Below are 22400 nucleotides of genomic sequence, written 5' to 3' on the forward strand. Positions count from 1 at the left end.
AGTTGATCTTCGTTACAGGCGGGCCCTCCCGAACGCGTCCGCCTGGAACGCAGATCAACGGTGCCAATGAGTTTTTTATGCTTACTTCATTTTATAGGAGGACTAGTTGATGATTTTATTCCCAGCAATCGACATAAGAGATGGCAAATGTGTACGCCTCATTCAAGGTGACTACGCACAAGAAATAATCTATAACGACTCACCAACAAACATGGCACAAGAGTGGCAAAACCAAGGAGCCGAATACATCCATGTCGTAGACTTAGACGGCGCAAAAACAGGAAACTCCGCCAACAAAAAAGCCATCGAAGCCATCGCAAAAGCAGTCAGTATCCCTGTTCAAGTAGGCGGCGGAATTCGCAATATGGACATTGTCGACTCACATATCGAAAACGGCGTTGCACGTGTCATTATCGGCACGGCAGCTATCCAAGATCCTGAATTCTTGAAAAAGGCCGTTGAAAAGTACGGTGACAAAATTGCTGTCTCCATCGACGCACGTAACGGCTTAGTCGCAACAGACGGTTGGACGGAAACAAGTGACGTCAAAGCAGTTGATTTATTACAGGACTTGGCGGAGATAGGCGTCAGAACAGTTGTCTATACTGATATTATGAAAGATGGCATGCTTCAGGGACCAAACTTTGAAGAACTGAAAATTATGGATGATGCATCTTCAATCGATATTATCGCATCAGGTGGTGTATCTACAGAAGAGGACATTAAGAAACTCGCAGCTGAAGACATGTACGGTGCTATTATCGGGAAAGCATTATACGAAGGCAATTTATCCTTAAAAAAACTATTGGAGGACGACAGTCATGTCAACAACTAAAAAGATCATTCCGTGTTTGGACGTAGATAATCGTAAAGTTGTAAAAGGAAAGAAATTTTTAGACGTTCAGGAAGTGGCAGATCCTCTTACATTAGCAAAAAAGTATGTTGCAGACGGCGCTGATGAACTTGTATTCTATGACATTTCTGCATCGACGAAAAACCGTGGTATGTTCCTTGATTTAATTGAGGAAATTGCAAAAGAAGTGCCGATCCCATTCATCGTAGGCGGGGGAATTCGTACGCTTGAAGATGTGGACAAAGTATTTGAACTTGGTGGTAATAAAATATCTATCAATAGTGCAGCTTTGACGAATCCGGAACTAATCAAAGAAGTAGCGGATAAGTACGGATCGAAGCGTGTGATGTTATCGATGGATGTTCGTCAAGAAGGCGAAAACAAGTGGTCCGTTTATGCAAAAGGCGGTATGGAAGAAACAGGGATCGATGCAATTGAATGGGCGAAGAAAATGGAAGCACTTGGCGCTGGTGAGCTGGTCGTCAATAGCGTGGACCAAGATGGAGTCAAAGACGGGTATGATCTAGCACTCAACCGGGCTATGGCTGAAGCTGTTACTATTCCAATCATCGCAAGTGGTGGTGCTGGAAAACCTGAACACTTTAAAGATGTACTTACAGAAGGGCAAGCAGATGCAGCCCTAGCCGCATCCGTATTCCACTTCAATGAAATCAATATTCGAGACTTGAAAAATTACTTAGCAGAAGAAAATATCGCAGTTAGGAATGACTAAAATGACACTAGACATCCATGCATTAAAATTTGACGACAAAGGTCTAATCCCAGCGGTTGTACAAGACGATCGCACAGGGGAAGTCCTAATGCTTGCTTATATGAACAAGGATTCAATTGAAAAGACTATAGAAACAAATGAAACTTGGTTTTATAGTCGTTCGAGACAGGAACTTTGGAATAAAGGCGCAACATCCGGAAATACACAGCAAGTGCAACGTATTTCTGTAGATTGCGATCAAGATACATTACTGATCCAAGTTACTCCACAAGGTCCTGCTTGTCACACGGGCGAAAAAACATGCTTCTTCACAACAGCAATGGAAAAAGAAGAATCATTACGTGAAGTCGTCTATGAGGTAATTGACGAAATCGCAGATCGCAAAGCCAATCCGATAGACGGCTCGTATACGACGTATTTATTCAATGAAGGTATCGACAAAGTGTTGAAAAAAGTCGGAGAGGAATCTACGGAAGTCGTAATCGGCGCAAAAAATGCAGATAAAGAAGAAGTATCCAATGAAATTGCAGATCTGGTCTACCATACACTTGTATTGATGAATATTCTTGACGTTGATCTAACGGATGTTCAACAAGTGTTACGTGAAAGAAGACCGAAAAAGGAAGTGCCACGCAATGAGTAGATTTCTGAGCACAGTTGCACGCCGTACAGAACCTTATGTTCCGGGTGAGCAGTTGAATCAGCCAGATATCATAAAATTAAATACGAATGAAAACCCGTATCCACCAAGCCCAAAAGTATTAGAGGCGATTCAAGAGGAGTTAAACGGCAACACATTGCAACGCTATCCTTCACCAACAGTAGATCCTTTACGTCACGCGATAGCGGAGACATATGGACTGACAAAAGACCATGTCTTTGTAGGTAATGGCTCTGACGAAGTACTGGCATTTTCATTCATGGCATTTTTCGAGCCAGGAAAACCAATTAGGTTTCCGGAAATTAGCTATAGTTTTTATCCGGTCTATTCCAAGCTATTTAATATATCATTCGAAAAAGTTCCATTAAATGCTGATTTCACATTACCCAAAAAGCAGTTCTATAATTCACCAGGCGGCGTCATTCTACCAAACCCCAATGCGCCGACAAGTATTTATGCTGGGTTGGATGTAATCGAAGCTATTTTGCAAAACAATCAAGATCAAGTAGTCATTATTGATGAAGCATATATTGATTTTGCAGGTCCGTCTGCGATGAAACTGATTGATCGTTATCCAAATTTACTTGTGATTCAAACCACATCTAAATCTCGTGCACTAGCAGGATTGCGTGTCGGATTCGCACTTGGACAACCCGAATTGATAGCAGGATTGACGCGAATTAAAGATTCCTTCAACTCATACACAATTGATCGCTTAGCTATGGCGGGGGCTACCGCTGCATTTGTTGATCATGCATACTTTTCGGAAAGTACAAATAAAATCATTCGCACACGTGAATCTACAGTCCATACTTTAAAAGAGTTAGGCTTTGAAGTTCTCCCATCCGATGCAAACTTCGTCTTTGTTAAGCCTTTACACAATGACGCAAAAGTATTGTATCAACAATTAAAAGATCGTGGAATTTTAGTCCGTCACTTCGACCAAGCGGATATTCGTGATTATTTACGTATTTCGATCGGTACAGACGATCAGATGAATACACTGTTTGAAGTGCTTAAGCAACTTACTAGATGAATAAATTGATCAAAAGCCATTCGATACTGAATGGCTTTTTCTTGTCGTAAATGTATAGAAAGATGCATAGATGGTTGCTATAGTAGCTTTTGCGACAATATATGACAAATAAAAGATGTATATGTATACAAATACATGTATTTTTAATATTTCCTATTGTATTTTTATACATGTTGACTTATAATAATAAAAAGAAGCTTGATTGGAGAGATAAATTTATGAAAACTAAAAATATAATCATTATTGGTGCGGCAGGAAGAGACTTCCACAATTTTAATACATACTACCGTGGTAAAGAAGAATACAATGTCGTGGCATTTACAGCTACGCAAATCCCGGATATCGATGGACGTAAATATCCAACTGAATTAGCTGGTGAATTGTATCCTGAAGGAATTCCTATTTATTCACAAGATCAGCTACCTGAGTTGATCAAAGAACTAGAAGTAGATGAATGTGTTTTCTCATATAGTGACTTAAGCTACGAAAAGGTTATGGGAATTGGTGCAATTGTGAACTCGGCAGGTGCTAATTTTACACTCCTTGGATCAAAAGCAACGATGATTAAAAGTAATAAACCAGTTATTTCTGTTTGTGCGGTTAGAACGGGAACAGGGAAGAGCCAAACATCCCGTAAAATTATTGAAACATTGCTTGAGCATGATTTGAAAGTAGTAGCTGTTCGTCATCCAATGCCTTATGGCGACTTGGCTGAACAACGTGTGCAGCGTTATGCAACGGTAGAAGATTTCAAAAAACATAAATGTACGATTGAAGAAATGGAAGAATATGAGCCGCACGTTGACCGTGGAAATATCATCTATGCAGGCGTAGATTACCAGGATATTCTGAATGCTGCTGAAAATGATCCAGACGGCTGTGACGTAATCCTTTGGGATGGCGGGAACAATGACTTTTCATTCTACGAGCCAGACTTGGCGATCACAGTTCTCGATCCACACCGTCCAGGCCATGAATTGAAATACTACCCAGGTGAAGTATGCTTGCGTACAACAGATGTGTCCATTATCAACAAAATTGATAGTGCATCGGAAGAAGCAATTCAAACGGTTGAAAACAATATTAAATTTGCAGCACCAAACAGTACAATTATTAAAGCGGAATCAAAGATTTCTGTTGATAATCCTGAAATCATCAAAGGCAAGCGCGTGCTAATTGTTGAAGATGGTCCGACATTGACTCACGGTGAAATGAAGCTTGGTGCAGGTGTAATTGCAGCACAGCGTCTTGGTGCAGCTGAAATTGTTGACCCGCGTCCATTTGCAGTAGGAAGCTTAATCACAACTTTTGATAAGTATCAGCACATCGAAAATATTTTACCAGCAATGGGCTACGGCGAAGAACAGTTAAAAGATTTGGAAGCGACGATCAATGCAGCTGATGTAGATGCAGTCATTATTGGTACACCTATGGATCTGTCACGAGTCATTAATATAAACAAGCCATGCACACGTGTCTATTACGATTTGGATGAAATCGGAACCCCAAATCTTGAAACAGTACTAACAGACTTCATCAAAAAACATAAACTTACTACGACAAATGTGTAAGAAAAGATAGCTTATCGAGCACTTGCACCGGATGGAAATTCGGTTGCAGGTGCTTTTTTCTGCTATACTACGAATAGGACTGTAAGGGGGTAGGAACTTGTTTAATTCAAAAATTATTGATCTTGTCATTGGCGTGGTGATGGCATACTTTGCATATGATCGAATCGCTACAGGACATACCGGTATGGGGATCTTTTTTGTCGTACTCGCAGCATTGAACCTATTATCATTTTTCATGAAGCTTAGAACGGACAAAGACGTTCAGCAAAAATGATTATAAATCTAATCAGTTGTTCCTTTTACTGCAAACTTGTAGTATAATAATAAGATTGCAATTTTGAAATGAGGCTAGAAATCACATGAAAAAATCCATATATGGTTTGACAATTGAACAATTGACAAACTTCTTCATAGAAAACGGACAACAGAAATTCCGAGCAGCCCAAGTATGGGACTGGCTCTACAAGAAACGTGTACTTTCCTTTGATGAAATGAAAAACATCAATCAAGAAGCGCGAGACTTGTTGGATGAGAATTTCTCGATCCAAACACTCGAACAAAATGTCAAGCAAGTCTCACAAGACGGTACAGTGAAGTTTCTCTTTAAAATGGAAGATGGCAACTTGATTGAAACGGTTTTAATGAAATTCCCTTATGGCTATTCTGTGTGTGTGACGACACAGGTAGGCTGTAATATCGGATGCAGTTTCTGCGCAAGTGGTTTATTGCGTAAAAATCGTGATTTAAATGCTGGGGAAATTGTTGGTCAAATCATGAAAGTTCAAGAGCATCTGGACGGCAAAGGTGAAGACGAGCGTGTCAGTCATATCGTTGTCATGGGAATCGGCGAACCATTCGATAACTATGCGAATTTGATGAATTTCTTGCATATTGTCAACGATCAAAAAGGTCTCTCTATTGGTGCGCGTCATATCACCGTTTCCACAAGTGGTTTGACTGAGAAAATTAAAGACTTTGCGGATGAAAACATTCAGATTAATTTAGCTGTTTCATTACACGCACCTAATAATGAGTTACGCTCATCTATCATGAAAATTAACAAAGCATTCCCGATAGAGAAACTAATGGATTCCATTAACTATTATTTAGAAACTACTAATCGTCGAATCACATTCGAATACATTTTACTGCGCGATGTAAATGATCATGTGAAAGAGGCGGAAGAACTAGGCAGGCTGTTGGCTGATAAACGTCACTTGTCGTATGTCAATTTGATTCCTTATAATCCGGTAGACGAGCACGGTCAGTATCAACGCAGTGAACCCGAGGCCATTAAATCGTTTTACGAAGCACTTAAACGTAAAGGCATCAACTGTGGAGTACGTCTTGAGAACGGTACGGATATCGATGCAGCATGTGGTCAATTGAGAAGTAAACAAATCAAGAAAGTAAAAAAACAACCGGTCGGAGATTAATTCTCCAACCGGTTTTTAGTTTTTGCGAGCTAATTTTACAATAAACTGTACAATAATGGAGATTGCTAGTCCGAAAGATGAAATAATGAACAAAGATAAAATTCCGATTGCTTCTGAGTATTCATTATCCATCATCAGGAAGCTGCGGAACATTTCGGCAAATGCTAGAACGAGAACGACCATGAACATTTTAAATGCAATGGATAGCTCATAGAATAGTAAGAGGGAGCTGACAATGCCGACTATGAGACCGAACACTGCAAACGTCAAATAATTATTGACGACTAGATCATGTCCAAGTACTGTCCGTACGCCTAAAATGAGTAGAACAAATGAAATCAATGCAGTAAAAAAACCGGCTTTCCAATAACGAGGATCCAACACGTACACCTGCTTTCCTATCCTAGTATAGCGGATTCGACGAAATACGTCACGCCCTCCGACTATTATTTCATGCGTTTTAAATCAGCCAATAATTCTTCTTTATAAGATTCATTTGAGAAATTATATTCCTTCATCATATAGCCTTCTGAATCCATTAGATAAAAATTTGTGCCATGGACAACTTGAGTGGAAGATTCATGTTTCAGCACAAAAGTCTGGAACTCTTCACGTGCAAATGCTTCAAATTCTAGTTGTGTGTAGCCTGTCAGCAAATGCCAGTTGGATTCATCATCCGTGAAGTTTGCGATATAGTCTTTCAATACTGCAGGTGTATCGGTATTAGGGTCGACAGAAAACGAAATGAAGTTCATTTCGATGTTCCGATCTTTCAATTCAGCTTGTAGCTCCGCCATCTCACTCGTTAATGTCGGACATACTGTTGTACAATTCGTGAAGATAAAGTCTGCAATCCAGGGCAAACCAGAAAGTTCCTTGGAGTTAAATGGTTGATTATGTTGATCCGTAAAGGTGAATTCACGAACTTGTTTCCCACGCTCAAGTGGTTCACTGCAACCACTGACGAATACTATGAGCATCAACATAAAAGGAATCAAACGTTTCAACTGCTTTCACTCCTTTCGCATTTGCTCAGGCAATTCGATAACCACAATAGTTTCTGTTGTTTCATTGGAAATCGTGAATGTTCCTTCGTGTAACCTTACAATTTCTTTGACGATCGACAGGCCAAGTCCAGTACCGCCTGTCGTGCGAGTTCGTGCTTTATCGGTACGGAAAAAACGTTCTCCGATATGATCTATGTCTTCATCCCCGATTGTCACGCCGTCATTTGCGATGCGGTATTGTACACCGTGTTTACTGGCCGTAAGATGAATAGAAATGGATTGCGCGGCATATTTTACCGCATTATCAATCGTATTATAAAAAACTTGTTGCAATCGTTTAGGATCTCCTTCTAAAATCAATTCCTCGTCAATTGATGTGCGCAACTGAATATCTTTATCCTCTAAACGGATCACGAATAATTCCAATGTATCTAAAAGTAATTGCGCAATCGCAATTGGTTCGTTTACTAATGAATAAACATCCTGCTCTAAATGATTTAGCTCGACTAAATCATGTATGAGCTTTTTCAGGCGTTCAGTTTCTTTCTCGATGGTTGATAAGTATTGTTTTACATCATCAGGAGACGAATCAATTTTATCGCGCGAAAGTTGCGCATAGCCGCTAATATACGTCAAAGGTGTCCTAAGCTCATGTACAATATTTGACGTGAAATCTTTCTTGCGCTGATCTTGTTCTTCAAGAGAACGACTCATTGAATCAAATGCAGTCGAAAGCTTACCTATTTCATCTGTCCGTACCGTATTGAGTCGATTCGAATAATCACCTTTAGATACTTCTTCCGAATAGATCTGCAATGTTTGCAGTGGCTCGAATAACGAACGCCATACACGTTGCAAAATCAAAAATAGAATAAGAAAGAAAATACTGCCTACAAGTACCATGAGCGGAAGACTATCATGGAACACATCTTGGATCGCGGCAAGCGGAACATAAATATAAATAAAACCGATCAGTCCATTTTCACCTTTAATAGGGAAGATCCCACCGAAGATTTCCCGTTTTAGTTCATCCACATAGCCTTCTTTCATAACAGGCTTACCCGTTTCTAGTATCTTCTCGTCGTTTTCATTGATCAGTGATTGATAATTGATCTGATAAGGGAAATGGGACGTTAAATCATCCAGACGGTCTACAACGATGATTTCATACTCGGAGACAATGTTATACCATTGAATCTTTTCAATGATCGAATCACTTAGCTCACCGTAATGATAATGAGAAGCCGTTCGATTTCCTTGATACATGATGGACTCTTTAATCTGTTCTTTATATAAATCCGTATACAAGTAATGAATGAAGAAGAATGAAAATAAAATGGTGCAAATGATGCTGCCCAAAAACACAATCAACATCTTTTTGCTTAGATTCAAATTATTCATTCAGGGTCCTCTAACTTGTAGCCGATTCCCCATACTGTTTCAATCATTTTACCTGCATCCCCTAGTTTTAGACGAAGAGTCTTGATATGTGTATCGATTGTACGCTCACTGCTTTGGTGATCATCGCCCCAGACCAATTCAAGTAATTGTTCACGGGAGTATGCGCGCCCTTTATGTTTGACTAGCAACAATAGCAAGCCAAATTCCTTCAAAGTTAGACTTAAAGGTTTTCCGTTAAGCTGTGCGGTATACGAGTCCTCATTAATGGTAAGTGGACCTGCGTGTAATACGAGTGGAGCGGGATTGTGGCGGTATGTTCTGCGTAAGACCGCTTCGATCCGCGCCACAAGTTCTCCTGGTAAGAAGGGCTTGACGATATAATCATCACCACCAAGCTTCAACCCTTGTACTTTATCCCATTCTTCGCCTCGTGCAGATAGGAAAATCAAAGGAATCGAAGAAGTGCGTTTCATCTCCTCTGCAAATGTGAACCCATCCATATAAGGCATCATCACATCGACTATGCATAAATCTATAGTATGTTGCTTAACGGCCGACAAAGCCTGCAAACCGTCACTGGCTTCTATTACGGTATATCCCGCATCTTCGAGAATGACACGAATTAAATCCCGCATTTGCGGTTCATCATCAATGATCAATAATTGGTAACCCAATTCAATACGCCTCATTTCATAAAGTCTCTGCACGCTAATTTTCCGGAAAACATGTGAAATCCACATGAAGTTTCAAAAAGTTGTCGAAACTTCATTGAAATTTCGTAATCATATTTTATAATCATAACAGCTAAACGAATAGATAGGAGAATGAAAAGATGAAACGTTTTGGAATGTTTGTCATGAGTACGGCAATGATTGGTATTCTCGCTGGTTGTGGTCAAGATGAAGAGGTACCGACGGAAGCTGTTTTACCTGAACCAATTGAAGTAGAACTTACAGTACCTGAACAAGGAAATGTCAATGAACCGGTATTCATTACTACACACGTGACACAAGGTGAAGAAAATGTAGATGATGCATCAGAAGTGGAGTATGAAATCTGGGAAGAAGGCAAGAAAGAAGACAGTATTCACGTAGAATCAACCCATGATAAAGACGGTATTTATTCAGCAGAAAATACATTTGAGACAGATGGTATGTATCACGTACAGGTTCATGTTACTGCGCGGGGGATGCATGTCATGCCAAAAAAGCAAATCCAAATCGGAGATGCGAGTCATCAATCAGATGAACATGAAAGTGCACAAGACGATCAACATCATGAACATGGCGATGGAGTGGAAGGATTATCTCTTCATTTCATGCAACCTGAGTCAGCAAAAGCAGCGACAGATACAGTGTTGATGACACATGCACAGCTTGACGGTAAAGCATTAAAGGCACAAGTCCGCTATGAAATCATCTCGGCAGATAAAGAAACCACATGGGTAGATACGGATGAAGCGAAACCGGGTGAATATACAGCCAACTATCAATTTCCTAAAGCGGGCAGCTATCAAGTGATTATCCACATTGAAAATGAAGAGATACACGAGCACGAAGAACATACTGTAGAAGTAAAATAAATATCATCCCTCGTCACTCCGGTGGGGAGGGCATTTTATTGGGAAGCAAAAGCTGTAATTCATTGATGAAAAAGGGTACACTAGTATACGTGAAAGATTAACCAACAAAGAGGAGTGTTAGCATGACAAACTATCCAGAGAAAACATGTTCCATCGAAAGACTTGTAACAATTCCAGAAGATGTACAAAAAGTACTTAACGGTGAAAAATGGGCGACTAGACGTAATGGTGTGTATGCATACCCTGGCGAAATTATGACGTTAGAAGGCAAAGAGTACAAAATTGAGAAATTGTATGAACAAACACTCGGTGAACTAACAGATGAAGACGCCAAATCTGAAGGTCATGAAACAGTTGAAGAATATAAACAGGTGATGTTGTCGATCCACGACAAAATGCCTTGGCTTCCTAAAATGAAAGTTTGGGTGCACGAATATAGCCCAGCTCAGAAATAATCTCTTAAATGAACTATTATTACGGAGCGATTGTCTATGCGCACGTAGTATCGGCTGTAATTTCAGTAGGCCCATTATTTCTCCTACTGCCATTAATACGTCGGCTACGTACTGCTAAAGCAGAAGCGGAAGACATCTATCTTGCGTTTATCCGGGTCATTATACGACTCGTTATGCACTCAGGCCATGTGCTTGTTGTGACCGGTATCTTATTAATTTTATTTGGTCCATGGCCATGGAACACCTCGTGGGTTATTCTCACAATAGGCGTCATGTTGCTGTCCGGATTCTTCTTGGCAACTGGTTTCTCCTCTGTATTGAAAAGATTCCATGAACCAAGCAATGATAGGGAAGCAGTGGTCAATAAGTTGCAACGCACTGCCTGGATCTATATTGGACTGCTGATGGTGATGCTTTGGCTGATGGTACAAAAACCGGCAGTCTGGTAAAATTACATAGCGAGCAAAAAGATGTGTACATTGTTGCACATCTTTTTTATTGTAGGATTTGGTTTGACAGTAAAAATTACAGCGAATATGATGAAGATAGCAGTTTTTTGAAAGGAACGATTTGAAGATGAAAATGAAATTACTCGGTCTACTGACGATCTTTGGGTTGCTATTGACGGCATGCAGTCCAACCGGTAGCAATGAAACAATAAAAATAGGCACGACAGCAGGAATTTATGCAAAAGTTATCGATCAGGCATTAAAACCGGCACTTGAAGAGCTAGGTTACACAGTTGAAATCGAAACGTACGTAGATTTAATCGAACCAAATAAAGCGTTGGCTGATGGCGAAATAGACGCCAACATCAACCAACAACAAATCAATCTTCAGCGGTTTAACGAACAATATGATTTGCCGATAGTGGCTTTAACGGAAGTTCCGAGTGTGGGTCTTGGCTTGTACTCCAACTCGTTGACATCGATGGACGATATACCAAATGGTTCATGGGTTACTATTCCGAATGATGAACTAGGCACGGCAAGAGCCCTACGTTTCCTTGAACAGCAGGGGTTAATTTCAATAGATCCAAAAGCACCAACTTATGCGGTTACAGAAAAACAAATTGAGAGTAATCCGAAAAACCTAAACATCCAGCCCATCTTGATTGCTCAGCTGATTCCATCTATGGCAAGCGGTGATTTGGCAATTATTCCGGATAATTATATTATGGTCAATGAAATGGCATTGTATGATGCACTGGTGCACGAACAGCTGGATGAAGAGTTGCAATATATTGTTGCAGTTAGAGAAGAAGATCGTGAAAAGGATTTTGCACTAGCGATTAAAAAAGCAGTAGCATCGAAAACATTCCAAGAAGCTATTGATGAACATTTCCAAGGCTTCGGAAAATAAAAACCACGTATGGACTCAACTGGGAGCCATACGTGGTTTTTTCGTCTAACTTATCTTTGTTGTCGCTTCAAAAAGTCTATATCAGGGTAATAGGCATCTTTTACGAGTAAATTCGGCCCCAAACAACGCACAGCAGGACAGTGACAGCTTACGCTTTTCGCTAATGGATGCTGTTGCCATTTATCGTATAGATCGGTTAAATGATCGGTTTGAATATTTCCAAGTGGCGGAACATCTCCGAAATCTGTCACGATCACATCTCCGGTAAACATATTGACATTCAACCGGGAACGACCATCTGGATCATTTCGTACAGTGACGTTTTCACTTGCTGCAAGTTTCGTAAATAATTCTTGATCTCTCGCGTCGTGACTGCAATTATAAAATGGCAATGTTCCAAATAGCATCCAAGTTTGCGGATCACGGTAGGACAGCAAATCGAGCATGGCGATACGTGTTTCGTCCAAAGTGAGCACATCCAATGACGAAGCGAAATCGCTAGGATACATGGGATGTATTTCATGGCGTCCACATTTCATTTCATGGACGACTTGTTCATGAATCGTCTGTAAATGAGGCAATGTTCGGCGATTCAGCATAGTTTCCGCTGACACCATTACACCCATTTCAGACAATGCTTGACTGTTTTCAATCATGCGTACGAATTGTGCTACACGACGTTCACGTGGCGGTTTGCGTTCCATACGAGCGAATCCCCCATCGATGAAATCATCGACCGTACCCCAGTTATGTGAAATATGCAGTACATCCAAATAGGGTGCAATTAATTCATAACGTTCTATAGGCATAGTAAGATTTGAATTCACCTGCGTCTTAATCCCGCGCGCATGTGCATACTGCAATAGCGGTACGACATACTGCTCGACGGACTTCTTCGAAAACATCGGTTCGCCACCTGTTAAGCTAATCGTTCGCAAGTGGGGGATTTCATCCAATCTCTGCAACAGCAATTCGATGGGTAATGCTTGTGGATCTTTCGGTTGTAGCATATATCCAACGGCACAGAGTTCACAACGCATATTGCATAAGTATGTCGTCGTGAATTCTATACTTGATAGAACTTGTTTACCGTGCAACTCTACATCTTGATACGCTTCCCATGCATCTAGTAGACGGGAATGTGAAAGTACCATGTACGTAACTCCTTATACCAATTAATTTTTATCGCTAGCATATTCCGCCAAATCCTTCGCGTATTTACTCATCGAAGAAGTAGAAACATCGAATGCTTCCGCGATTTCTTTTAGTGTCATATCGAGTGGTTCAAAATAATTATTGTCTTGTCCATAACGGATTGCGCCCGCTGCAATCGCTAGTTTTTTACGTGCTTTTGGCTGCTTATCTACTAAGAAGTCTTCAAGCACTTCAAGCAATGCCTCCGATTCTCGGTCATGTTGCTGTAAAAAATCATCAGCCGACTCTATAACGCCTGCTTCAAATTCAGTAAACTCATCTCCGGTATAGCCGCTTTCACCAAGCGCTATCCAGAACTTCATGATGGATTCTTTTAGCGAAGGATTTTCAGTATCCGCAAGTGTTTTGGCAAATTGTTTGATTGCTTCCGAATGATCAGTCGGGAAGAAGATTAAACTGGAGACTGCTAGATAATTACCTTCAGACGTACCATCAGAAAGTATGAAGCAATAGAAGTGCACACCAACAGGAATAGGCTTATCGCTTTCTTTCCACAATTCAATCGTTTCATCACCAAGAATACTTGTAGCTGTTAAATAAGTATTCCCGACAGCAGTTACTTCACCGATAAATACACGCGGCTCTGACCATCTATCCAATAATTCTAGAATAGATGGTCGAATATGTTTTTTCTTCTGCTTTGCCACATAGTCGTCCCAAATATCTCTTCGTTTATGGAAGAAAAATTCGTCAAGCGCAATCGTTTCGATCATTTCTTGTGGTAAATAACTATTCAATGAAGATTTCCATGTATTAGCAAATTCCACGAACGCCGGTATATCTGGTCGCTGGGGATGAATATCATAAAATGTTTGCAATAAGTGCTCCATTTCATCTGTCAACAAATCCTCAACTGTCACCGCATCTTTTCGTTCGCAGCACTTTTTATATTTCTTTCCACTGCCACATGGGCATGGATCATTACGTCCAACCATTAAAACACTTCCCTTATTAAAATTACTACATATCTAAGTGTACCAAACGCGAGGCGAGTTCGCATGATATTTGTGTGTTGATTAAACGGCAGTGAAATCTTCACTTATTGTGTACTATATAACAGAACTGAAGAGTACTTAAATATGTGGGAGAAGGGATAGTATGCAGTATAAATTTTACTTTATATCTGGTGAAATATTGGATAAATAGGTTACTATTTTGTCTCTTCTTCCATATGCTATTTCGAGGTGACCTATGGAGCAGTCTATCTTGCTATTTTTATTGTATGCAGACATCTGTCTAATCACTGGCTTTTATATGTACATTAGAAAAGTGAGGAAATTGGTAGGTTTCCATTTAGGTATGAATATGAGCATGGTTATGGGCGGGATGGCCGCTTTGTTGTTTGGGATCATGCTTATCACACATTTGCCGTTTCACTTTACGTATATTACATTACTCTCGGCGATTATTGGAGGAGTAGTAGGAGCTTGGTTTGGTATGCTGATTGATTATCAGACGTTTGTGACTGGTTTGACGAATGGTCTGATTGTCGGGCTAATGGCACCGATGATTGGCACTGTTATAGAGATGCAAATGCTATTTATCTGGTTTCTACATGCATTCTTCATCGGTTGCTTAGGTATTTTATTCATTTCTATTAAAAGGGCGTGAAGGGGGTTATGCTACTTCTACTCTTGCTGTTCATGTGGTGTGTTGGTGAAATACTAGCCAACTATCGAATAGTAAAGAAGAAAGGATTGTTGTTTGACGACCGATTCACAAAAACAATTTGTATGGCGATTGCGTCCATCTCTTCTTTTTCCACAGCATTGTACTTAGAATTATTGTTGCCAGATATTCAAATGGCTACGTATTTATTGCCAATATTTCTTGGCGTGTGTATAGGTTGGCGATTCGGTTCACTTATTCAAGCACCTGCTTCATTAAATGGTCTTTATAACGGCGTGATAGGGGGAGTAATGGGCATGATGCTTGGTGCAGTGTTGAAAAATCCCGCGCTTTGCAATATCCCCCTTGATTCTAATTCATTGATTGAGAGTAATCTTTTTATCCTAACTATATTTATTGCCTTTTCCCATTCGTTGGTTTGTTTCTTCATCCGCTATTCGATGAGAGGGTGAAGATAGTTTGGGCATGAGAGGAGAAAAATAGTGAAAAAATCCATCATCCTATTAATGCTACCTATCGTTTTTTTGGTTTTATATGCGATGTGGTCGAAAGCGGTGGAACTACCCAAAATTGGAAAAGTAGCTGAATGGCCTTTTACAGAGGTGGGCGAGAACAAGACAAACTTCCAGGGGAAACCAAAGCTTGTCACATTTTTCTTCACAAAGTGTCCCGATGTTTGTCCCACTACTATGTTGGATCTGACAGCTTTGCAAGAGGTAATGGAAGATAGGGGAATCTCTCAGGATAAATACTTTATCATAGCTATCACCGTGGATCCTGAATATGATACGGAAGATAAAATAGTGCAATATAAAAAACTATTTAATATTGAAGACCCTAACTGGTTGTTTTTTAGGGGCACAGAAGAATCGACTAAAGCGTTTTCAAACTATCTGAATTTCTATTACGACAAAAATGAAGATGGATTCGTTACCCATTCAACTTCTATGTATATTGTCGACGATAAAGATTCGATACGAGCACAACATAATATGGCAACACGGAAAAATAAAGTAGCAATCGAAGAAATCGCTAATCATCTACAACAACTAATCAAATAGTTATAGCAGTACTTTTGAATTGGGGATAGGGAGGCGAACTTTATAAAGAAATCAAGTAGAAATCCTGAATTTTCCTCACCAACGAGTAATGGACCGGATGAACAAACGAGAGTGTTGACAGATTATATCGGCCAGAAAAATTTATTTAAAATAGCCGGAATTCATGAACCACTTAGGAAATCATTGACACTCAAAAAGTTCTTCAAAAGCAAACGAAATCAGCAAGTTGTCATTTCATCATCCGGGGAGATTGACAGCTGTTTGGAAACAGAAGGTAAAGTCGCAGCAATCGGCAGAGATTTTATTATGCTAACGAATCTACAGAAACGAATTTGGATCCCCTACACGTATATTGAAACAGCAAATATCCCCTTTGGTTTTCCCTCTTATTCGAATACGTATCAGCATCATTTATATGATAATGAATTGCAAAAAAAGCTTACACTCCGATTTGGTGAGACCGTCAACAAAAGGGAAGCACTCGTCCAACAATTTTTCGAGGAGTCTTTTCGGACCAACCTTCTTTCATGGAAAGGAACAAGAGTGGAAGTCGTCTTACACGAAGAAACGGTCAGCGGAAAAATCGTGAATACGACAAAGAGCGATTTGGAGCTCATGAGCTTTGGCGTAGTGCGCAAAATTCCTTTAGATAAGATTCGCTTTGCATCTACTCTTTCCCTATTTTCATTTTTGAAAAAAGAGATGTGGACGCTGATCCGATCATTAGATAAAAAGGTAAAAGGAGGAATGGACAATGAAAAATAAAAAATGTATTCAATCCCAGGATTTCTCGGGTTTATTAAATACAGAAGTACTCATTATCACTCACGCGATGCAGCTAAATCTATTAGGTCAAGTATTCAGACCGGTTTTTTGCGGTACTGTTTCGGAAGTGGGGGCAGGGCATCTTACCTTAACGCCTGTTACTGTCAAAATGGTGAATGCCCCTTTTTATAAGTTTCCGACACCGATCAGTATCCCCCTGGAGAACATTGTTTCATTCTCGACAGAAGTGCCTTGTGATTTAGTCTTTCCGTTAACTTAAAAAGGAGATGGATACATGACACAACCAACTGAATGTCAGCCGATTAATATAATTCGTAAAGAAGGGATTAGTACTCACTTTAGTCAGAACATAAGCCAGAAAGTTTTAATTCTGACTGAAGCGTTTCCGTTTATGTTTATAGGAGAAATTATTAGTGTGGTAGATGATTTTGTGGAAATAAAAGTTCAAATAACGTCTATCCCTGCATTGGAAGGAAAAACATGGTTTGTGCATATCGACTCAATTGAAGTCTTCTATATCGAAACAGAAACAGGAATTAAAATCCCCGAATTAAAAGAGTAGAAAATGAGGTGAAGTGAGTGAAGAGACGCTACCATGTAGTAGCCATCCCCATACGGATTGTCTTGAACACGTTTGGTGACCACAATCCGAATGGCATGATGTATGTGCTCAAGGAAAATGAAGAAAAAGTGAAGCGGCTCGTAAAGAAAAATCCTTTCATGCCTGTTGATCTCGTTCAGCCGCTCTTTATCCGGGCGAATGAAGGAGATACCGTGGAAATTCTCTTTGAAAACAAACTTCCTTTCCATGCGGGTATGCATTTTCAGGAAGCAGAATACGATGTTTGCCAATCGGACGGAGCGAATGTTGGCTTCAATAAAGATACAACTATAGCTCCATGTGAAAAAATTCTATATAAGCTGCACTTAATGAAAGAAGGGAACTATTTCTTTTCCGATCTTGGAAATGTCTCGAGTGATCAGAATGGTTCCAACTCAAATGGCCTGGTAGGAGGCTTATGTGTACAAAGCCGTTTCTCTTGGTGGACTGATCCAGAAACAGGCAAGCCGATGAACAGTGGCCAATATGCAGATGTCCATCATCCTTTACTACCTTCCTTCCGAGAGTATGTGTGGATGTTTACAGATGAAATGGAAGTGAATGATTTAACAGGTAACAGGCCAATTAATCATTTCTCCAATCAAGAGGAAGAGTCATTCCACGGCGCTAATTACCGTTATGAACCGGAAAATAGACGTGAACAATTAGTTGCGGAAGGGGTTGTCTGTCCGAACTGCGAAGGTGAGGAAGTACACCATGATTCATGGGTATTCGGTGACCCGTCCACGCCGATTTTGCGAGGTTATGTCGGTGACCCTGCAAAAATACGGCTTTTCCATGGCGGAGTAAAGGAAACACATGTATTCCATTATCACGTTAACCAATGGTTCAGCGATCCAAGTGATTTGGCGTCAGAAATTTTGGATGCGCAAGCCATTAGTCCACAAAGCCATTATACAATCCAGCCTCTTTACGGTCTTGGCAGCTTGCAAGGTTCTTTCGGTGATGCAGTTATCCACTGTCATCTATATCCGCATTTCGTCGCGGGGATGTGGGGGATGAACCGAGTCTTCAATACTCTTCAAGATGGCAGTCAGTGCTATCCAAACGGGGTTCCAATCAAGTCACTTAAGCCTCTTCCCGACAGACCGGCACCGCCTAAACCAACCAAAATGAAACCTGGTTTCCCGAATTTCATTCCAGGAAAAGTCGGTATGAAAGCACCTCGTCCACCAATGGGGATTGTCGGAGGTAGAGGGCTGACTGAACTAGAGAAGAACGCAGCAATCGCAAATCCCCGACCGGGTGCTGTTTTTACCGATCCGTGTCCTGAAGGGGCACCTGTGAAGGAGTTCAACATATCTTTAATTGAGATACCCCTTATGTATAACCGTGAAGGTTGGCATGATCCAACTGGACGAATTTTCGTACTTGACGAAGATCTGGAGGATATTTGCTCGGGGAAAAAAGCACCCGAACCGCTCGTCATCCATGCATCAAGTCATACGCGCTATCAAATCAATTTCACGAACCGATTGCCGCATATCCTAGATGGCGATGCCTTCCAACTCGTCACACGAACTTACGAAGCCGGTATGCATATCCATTTTGTAAAGTTTGATGTGCTAGTAAATGATGGTGCGAATGTCGGTTGGAATTATGATTCTTCCGTTTTATCAGGTGAAACAATTCAATACTCTTATTATGCAGATACAGAGCTAAAAGCATGGTTCTTCCATGACCATTTATTCCCTGGTTCCCATCAGCAACATGGCGTCTTTGGAACAGGGGTCGTGCATCCGCGTTTTTCTAATTATCTGGATTCATCGACTGGCGAAGAATCATATCAAGGAACAGAAATCACTTGTATCAACCCACTGATTCCCGATTACAGAGACTTTGCGATATTTGCACAAGACTTCACACACTTATTCAATAAAGACGGTAAACCATTAGCACCTCCGCCATTCCCAGGTTCTGCCGATGATCCAGGACTGTTTGGAGTGAACTATAAAAATGAACCATTGCAATTTCGCTTAGGCAAAGACTGCGATCCGGCTTATACTTTCAGCTCATATGTAAAAGGAGATCCAATCACCCCGATTTTTAAAGCCTACAAGGGAGATTCGATACGGATTCGACTACTGCAAGGGGCACAGGAAGAATCTCATAGCTTTAATGTGCATGGTTTACGTTGGTTGCATGAGCGTGGAGATCTATATTCCCGATTGGAAAACCAGCAGCATATAGGCATATCCGAATCATTCACATTGGAGACCCATGTGCCACGATCGGGTGATTATTTATGGACATTTGAAACCGAAGAGGATTTATGGAATGGTCTATGGGGTCTGATTCGCGCGTTCGATGAAAAAGTTCCTGAACTAATCAAACTGCCAGATCGGCCCGAACCGGAAGAGCGTTCAAAACCTGTGCCGGAATGTACAGGTAACAAACCGCCATCAGCTGCAGATCCAACTGTAGATATAGTGGAAGGGCCCCTGCGAAAATATGATGTCGTAGCTTTTCAAACTTCGATTAAGTATAACTCATTCGGTGATCATGATCCGAATGGCATTATTTTTGCATTGCGTGAGAATATGGAAGCGATACGGGAAGGTAAAATGGAACCGGTACCTCTCATTTTACGTGGCAACGTTGGGGATACAGTCGATGTTACGTTAACTAGCTATCTGAAATCAGAGCTGTTCCCGTTCAAAGACGGAATCTCTCCATATCCGATTGTGAAGGAGCAAGCATTTTATCCGCCATCTCTACGTATTTCCCTTCATGCCCAATTACTTGATTATGATGTGAAGACATCTGCCGGAGAGACGGTAGGATTTAATGGAGATCAAACTGTTGGTCCGGGTGAATCTAGAACATATCGTTGGTATGTCGATTCCGCTGTTGGTGCGTGTGGCATGTGGGATATGGCAGATATTCGCAATCACCGTTCGCAAGGCGCGTTCGGAGCGTTTATTGCTGAGCCTAGGGGAACGGAATATTTGGATCCATATACATTGCAGCCAGTGTCAACAGGAGCGAATGTAATCCTGCGGAATCCGTACTTACCAGATACAAGGGAGTTCGTAATTGTGATGCATGACGGTGTAAGGCTGCTAGATAAAAATAACCAAGTCATTTTTGATCCTGTGGACGGTATTTTGCTTGCTCCGCCAGAGATAGACGGAGATTTGCTCGATACGTATGATCAGGGATCACGCGGCTTTAACTACCGAAGCGAGCGCCTGATTAATCGTTATCGGCAGCATGCAAAAATTCATGATGTATTTAGCTCAAACGTTTTTGGTGATCCTTCTACTCCTGTATTCGAAAGCTATGTGGGAGATCCAGTCACTATTCGATTAGTTACACCTGCTGAAAGACGAAGAACTCATACATTCCACCTGCACGGTCACCGTTGGAAATTTGATTCGAAAAATATTCATTCACGGACAGAATCCTATGTCGGATTTAATGTTGCGGGAGCTAAGAGAAATTTAGAGTTGCTTGGCGGTGCAGGAGCTTATAGCGGATTCTACGGAGACTTCATGTATCGGTCAGGAAACATTCGCTGGGATATCGAGCAAGGGATGTGGGGGATTATGAGAGTGTTCAAAGAGCTTAAAACGCATCTCCCAAAACTAGATAACTAGTCTGTTGAAAAATAGGAGGTGTAAAAATGGGGAACAAAAGAATAAAGAAAAAACGGCAGAAAAAACAAATGCAAAAACCGGACTTCTTTATACCAAAAAAATGCTTTCCTAGACGGGCAGTAAGTCCAGAATTGCCATCTCCAGAAAGCTGTCTTCCTCTTGAAAAACGTGAGGAAGTAGACGAGAAAATTGCAGAAACCAATCGGTTATTACTGGATTTAGCACTTGACGATAACCGGTCCATTCAAGAAACGTTTCAACGGGCTTTCGACGGGCTGATTGGTCTAGAAGTAGAAATAATAAATCCTTTAAATGAAACCATTTCCGGAGTAGTGATGAGGGCGGCATATGATTTCATCCTACTAAGCCGAGAAGATTATAAAATCATCGTACCATACGAGCAGATTGAATCGGTCAAATCCTCGGGCTACTATTCTGAACAATTGCCAAAGGCCAATTTAAAGAATATCGACCCACATTTACGTAGGAAGCTAACATTTCAGTTTGGAAAAGTCGTTGCCTCTTCTCCAGAACTTATTCAGCTATTCTTCAAAATTCCATTAGCGGTCTATTTGCTGTTGTTTGTGGACCAGACCATAAAAGTAAGAGTGGGTGCAGTACTGTTCGAAGGCGTACTTGTGAATTTGAATAAAGAGTCGATTGTATTGAAGTTGGCTAATGACACAAGGATCATTTCAATCCGAAATATTGGTCATATCCTAATTAGTAAATAAACAATCAGTCCCTGTAAACTCGGGGACTGGTTGTTTGATTTTTTATATTACTTGGTAGGGTTTTTAGAAGGGCAACCCCCTAGTGTCTTTACAGATGATATTTTGTCGATTGGAAATAGCAATGTTTCCCCGATGGGATGTCCTCTTTTCATTCCTATTAACTTATCAGTACAATCAGGGTCTATAGACAAATCTTCCGGTTTCCCGTTTATGAATAACTCGACAAAATTGGAGCCAACAAAAACAATAGTACCCTCAACGATTTCATCATTGTTTAACTGGAACTCTACTTCACAACAAACCATTTGGCGCAAACGAAAGTTAAGACCGTTTTGCAGACCGCCTAAACGAACCATAAAGCACGGACAGCATAAGTCTTTTCTACAACGGGTGCAGTATTTTTTACAGTGCTTCCGACAATAATTCTTCTCATCACATTTACAATTAACTGGCTTTCTCAAAGCATTCACCTCCCACTGTTCTTTGTAGTATATGAATATCTGGCACTTGTGAGATAATGTAACAACCTAAGAAAGTTATAGAGTCTAGGGATTCATTTTTAAAAATAAATAGTGAATGTATTTCAATCAACTATCCAGACACTTACTTTTTCATAATATTTATATGGCGTAGTGTACAAACGAAGAGGCGAGTTCG

At 40.6% G+C, this 22400-nt stretch carries 26 protein-coding genes; 19 read left to right on the top strand and 7 right to left on the bottom strand.

The genetic code is table 11. From position 1 onward, the window contains the following. Nucleotides 1-109 precede the first annotated feature (109 nt). From hisA to rlmN, 7 genes are all read left to right on the top strand, one after another. On the top strand, nt 110-835 hold the full coding sequence (hisA, locus tag CSV75_RS00505; RefSeq protein ID WP_099631447.1) for a 1-(5-phosphoribosyl)-5-[(5-phosphoribosylamino)methylideneamino]imidazole-4-carboxamide isomerase: 726 nt from the start codon (nt 110-112) through the stop codon (nt 833-835). Further along, a complete protein-coding gene (gene hisF, locus CSV75_RS00510; RefSeq protein WP_099636824.1) occupies nt 822-1586 on the top strand; it encodes an imidazole glycerol phosphate synthase subunit HisF in 765 nt (254 codons plus the stop codon). Before hisA ends, hisF begins: the two co-directional genes overlap by 14 nt. Then, nucleotides 1579-2229, top strand: coding sequence for a bifunctional phosphoribosyl-AMP cyclohydrolase/phosphoribosyl-ATP diphosphatase HisIE (gene hisIE / locus CSV75_RS00515; protein ID WP_099674323.1), 651 nt, complete (start codon nt 1579-1581; stop codon nt 2227-2229). Before hisF ends, hisIE begins: the two co-directional genes overlap by 8 nt. Next, nucleotides 2222-3283 carry a histidinol-phosphate transaminase gene (gene hisC / locus CSV75_RS00520; RefSeq protein ID WP_099674324.1) on the top strand — a complete coding sequence of 354 codons (1062 nt, stop codon included), beginning with the start codon at nt 2222-2224 and terminating at the stop codon, nt 3281-3283. Before hisIE ends, hisC begins: the two co-directional genes overlap by 8 nt. Before the next feature lie 218 nt (nt 3284-3501). Next, a complete protein-coding gene (locus tag CSV75_RS00525; protein ID WP_099636827.1) occupies nt 3502-4854 on the top strand; it encodes a cyclic 2,3-diphosphoglycerate synthase in 1353 nt (450 codons plus the stop codon). A 97-nt stretch (nt 4855-4951) separates the two neighbouring features. Then, nucleotides 4952-5128 (top strand): hypothetical protein, encoded by a 177-nt coding sequence (locus tag CSV75_RS16165; protein ID WP_158231552.1) that lies wholly within the window; start codon nt 4952-4954, stop codon nt 5126-5128. Nucleotides 5129-5213: 85 nt separating this feature from the next. Continuing rightward, nucleotides 5214-6290 carry a dual-specificity RNA methyltransferase RlmN gene (gene rlmN, locus CSV75_RS00530; protein ID WP_099636828.1) on the top strand — a complete coding sequence of 359 codons (1077 nt, stop codon included), beginning with the start codon at nt 5214-5216 and terminating at the stop codon, nt 6288-6290. A gap of 15 nt (nt 6291-6305) precedes the next feature. Here the strand turns inward: rlmN and CSV75_RS00535 are convergent, their stop codons facing one another. From CSV75_RS00535 to CSV75_RS00550, 4 genes are all read right to left on the bottom strand, one after another. Next, nucleotides 6306-6671 (bottom strand): hypothetical protein, encoded by a 366-nt coding sequence (locus CSV75_RS00535; RefSeq protein ID WP_099695038.1) that lies wholly within the window; start codon nt 6669-6671, stop codon nt 6306-6308. A gap of 65 nt (nt 6672-6736) precedes the next feature. Beyond that, entirely contained in the window at nt 6737-7297 is a 561-nt protein-coding gene (locus CSV75_RS00540; RefSeq protein WP_099674325.1) for an SCO family protein, read from the bottom strand. Between the two features lie 6 nt (nt 7298-7303). Further along, nucleotides 7304-8698 (bottom strand): sensor histidine kinase, encoded by a 1395-nt coding sequence (locus CSV75_RS00545; RefSeq protein WP_099674326.1) that lies wholly within the window; start codon nt 8696-8698, stop codon nt 7304-7306. Beyond that, a complete protein-coding gene (locus tag CSV75_RS00550; protein WP_369802731.1) occupies nt 8695-9372 on the bottom strand; it encodes a response regulator transcription factor in 678 nt (225 codons plus the stop codon). Before CSV75_RS00550 ends, CSV75_RS00545 begins: the two co-directional genes overlap by 4 nt. A 158-nt stretch (nt 9373-9530) precedes the next feature. On the opposite strand from CSV75_RS00550, the gene CSV75_RS00555 reads away from it, so the two are divergent. The 4 genes from CSV75_RS00555 to CSV75_RS00570 all read left to right on the top strand — a co-directional run bounded on the left by CSV75_RS00555 (nt 9531) and on the right by CSV75_RS00570 (nt 12097). Beyond that, nucleotides 9531-10280 (top strand): FixH family protein, encoded by a 750-nt coding sequence (locus tag CSV75_RS00555; protein ID WP_099674327.1) that lies wholly within the window; start codon nt 9531-9533, stop codon nt 10278-10280. A gap of 122 nt (nt 10281-10402) precedes the next feature. After that, a complete protein-coding gene (locus tag CSV75_RS00560) occupies nt 10403-10735 on the top strand; it encodes an ASCH domain-containing protein (protein ID WP_099631458.1) in 333 nt (110 codons plus the stop codon). A gap of 8 nt (nt 10736-10743) precedes the next feature. Further along, entirely contained in the window at nt 10744-11184 is a 441-nt protein-coding gene (locus tag CSV75_RS00565) for a hypothetical protein (RefSeq protein WP_099631459.1), read from the top strand. A 127-nt stretch (nt 11185-11311) separates the two neighbouring features. Next, nucleotides 11312-12097, top strand: coding sequence for a MetQ/NlpA family ABC transporter substrate-binding protein (locus CSV75_RS00570; protein WP_099674328.1), 786 nt, complete (start codon nt 11312-11314; stop codon nt 12095-12097). Nucleotides 12098-12147: 50 nt separating this feature from the next. On the opposite strand, the gene yfkAB is transcribed toward CSV75_RS00570, so the two are convergent. Together yfkAB and CSV75_RS00580 are read right to left on the bottom strand one after the other, a co-directional pair. Next, entirely contained in the window at nt 12148-13251 is a 1104-nt protein-coding gene (gene yfkAB / locus CSV75_RS00575) for a radical SAM/CxCxxxxC motif protein YfkAB (RefSeq protein ID WP_099674329.1), read from the bottom strand. A gap of 21 nt (nt 13252-13272) precedes the next feature. Then, on the bottom strand, nt 13273-14247 hold the full coding sequence (locus tag CSV75_RS00580) for an SEC-C metal-binding domain-containing protein (RefSeq protein ID WP_099631462.1): 975 nt from the start codon (nt 14245-14247) through the stop codon (nt 13273-13275). Nucleotides 14248-14503: 256 nt separating this feature from the next. Here CSV75_RS00580 and CSV75_RS00585 point away from each other — a divergent pair, with 256 nt between their 5' ends. From CSV75_RS00585 to CSV75_RS00620, 8 genes are all read left to right on the top strand, one after another. Next, the gene (locus tag CSV75_RS00585) at nt 14504-14923 is read left to right on the top strand and encodes a hypothetical protein (RefSeq protein ID WP_099636836.1); all 420 of its coding nucleotides are present in this window, start codon (nt 14504-14506) and stop codon (nt 14921-14923) included. Nucleotides 14924-14931: 8 nt separating this feature from the next. Then, on the top strand, nt 14932-15393 hold the full coding sequence (locus tag CSV75_RS00590) for a hypothetical protein (protein ID WP_099636837.1): 462 nt from the start codon (nt 14932-14934) through the stop codon (nt 15391-15393). Nucleotides 15394-15423: 30 nt separating this feature from the next. Continuing rightward, nucleotides 15424-16002, top strand: a complete 579-nt coding sequence (locus CSV75_RS00595) for an SCO family protein (protein ID WP_233191558.1) — start codon at nt 15424-15426, stop codon at nt 16000-16002. 111 nt (nt 16003-16113) lie between these two features. Continuing rightward, on the top strand, nt 16114-16767 hold the full coding sequence (locus tag CSV75_RS00600; RefSeq protein WP_233189593.1) for a hypothetical protein: 654 nt from the start codon (nt 16114-16116) through the stop codon (nt 16765-16767). Then, entirely contained in the window at nt 16757-17047 is a 291-nt protein-coding gene (locus CSV75_RS00605) for a hypothetical protein (protein ID WP_099674330.1), read from the top strand. Before CSV75_RS00600 ends, CSV75_RS00605 begins: the two co-directional genes overlap by 11 nt. A gap of 15 nt (nt 17048-17062) precedes the next feature. Beyond that, the gene (locus tag CSV75_RS00610; protein WP_099636840.1) at nt 17063-17350 is read left to right on the top strand and encodes a hypothetical protein; all 288 of its coding nucleotides are present in this window, start codon (nt 17063-17065) and stop codon (nt 17348-17350) included. A gap of 17 nt (nt 17351-17367) precedes the next feature. Continuing rightward, nucleotides 17368-21009, top strand: a complete 3642-nt coding sequence (locus CSV75_RS00615) for a cupredoxin domain-containing protein (protein ID WP_099674331.1) — start codon at nt 17368-17370, stop codon at nt 21007-21009. Between the two features lie 26 nt (nt 21010-21035). Continuing rightward, nucleotides 21036-21743: a hypothetical protein gene (locus CSV75_RS00620; protein ID WP_099674332.1), complete on the top strand. Its 708-nt coding sequence runs from the start codon at nt 21036-21038 to the stop codon at nt 21741-21743. Between the two features lie 47 nt (nt 21744-21790). On the opposite strand, the gene CSV75_RS00625 is transcribed toward CSV75_RS00620, so the two are convergent. Next, complete coding sequence (locus CSV75_RS00625; protein ID WP_099674333.1) at nt 21791-22204, bottom strand: hypothetical protein; 414 nt, start codon at nt 22202-22204, stop codon at nt 21791-21793. Nucleotides 22205-22400: the final 196 nt, after the last annotated feature.

It is taken from the genome of Sporosarcina sp. P18a, assembly GCF_002743135.1.
In the GTDB taxonomy this organism is placed as follows: Bacteria; Bacillota; Bacilli; order Bacillales_A; family Planococcaceae; genus Sporosarcina.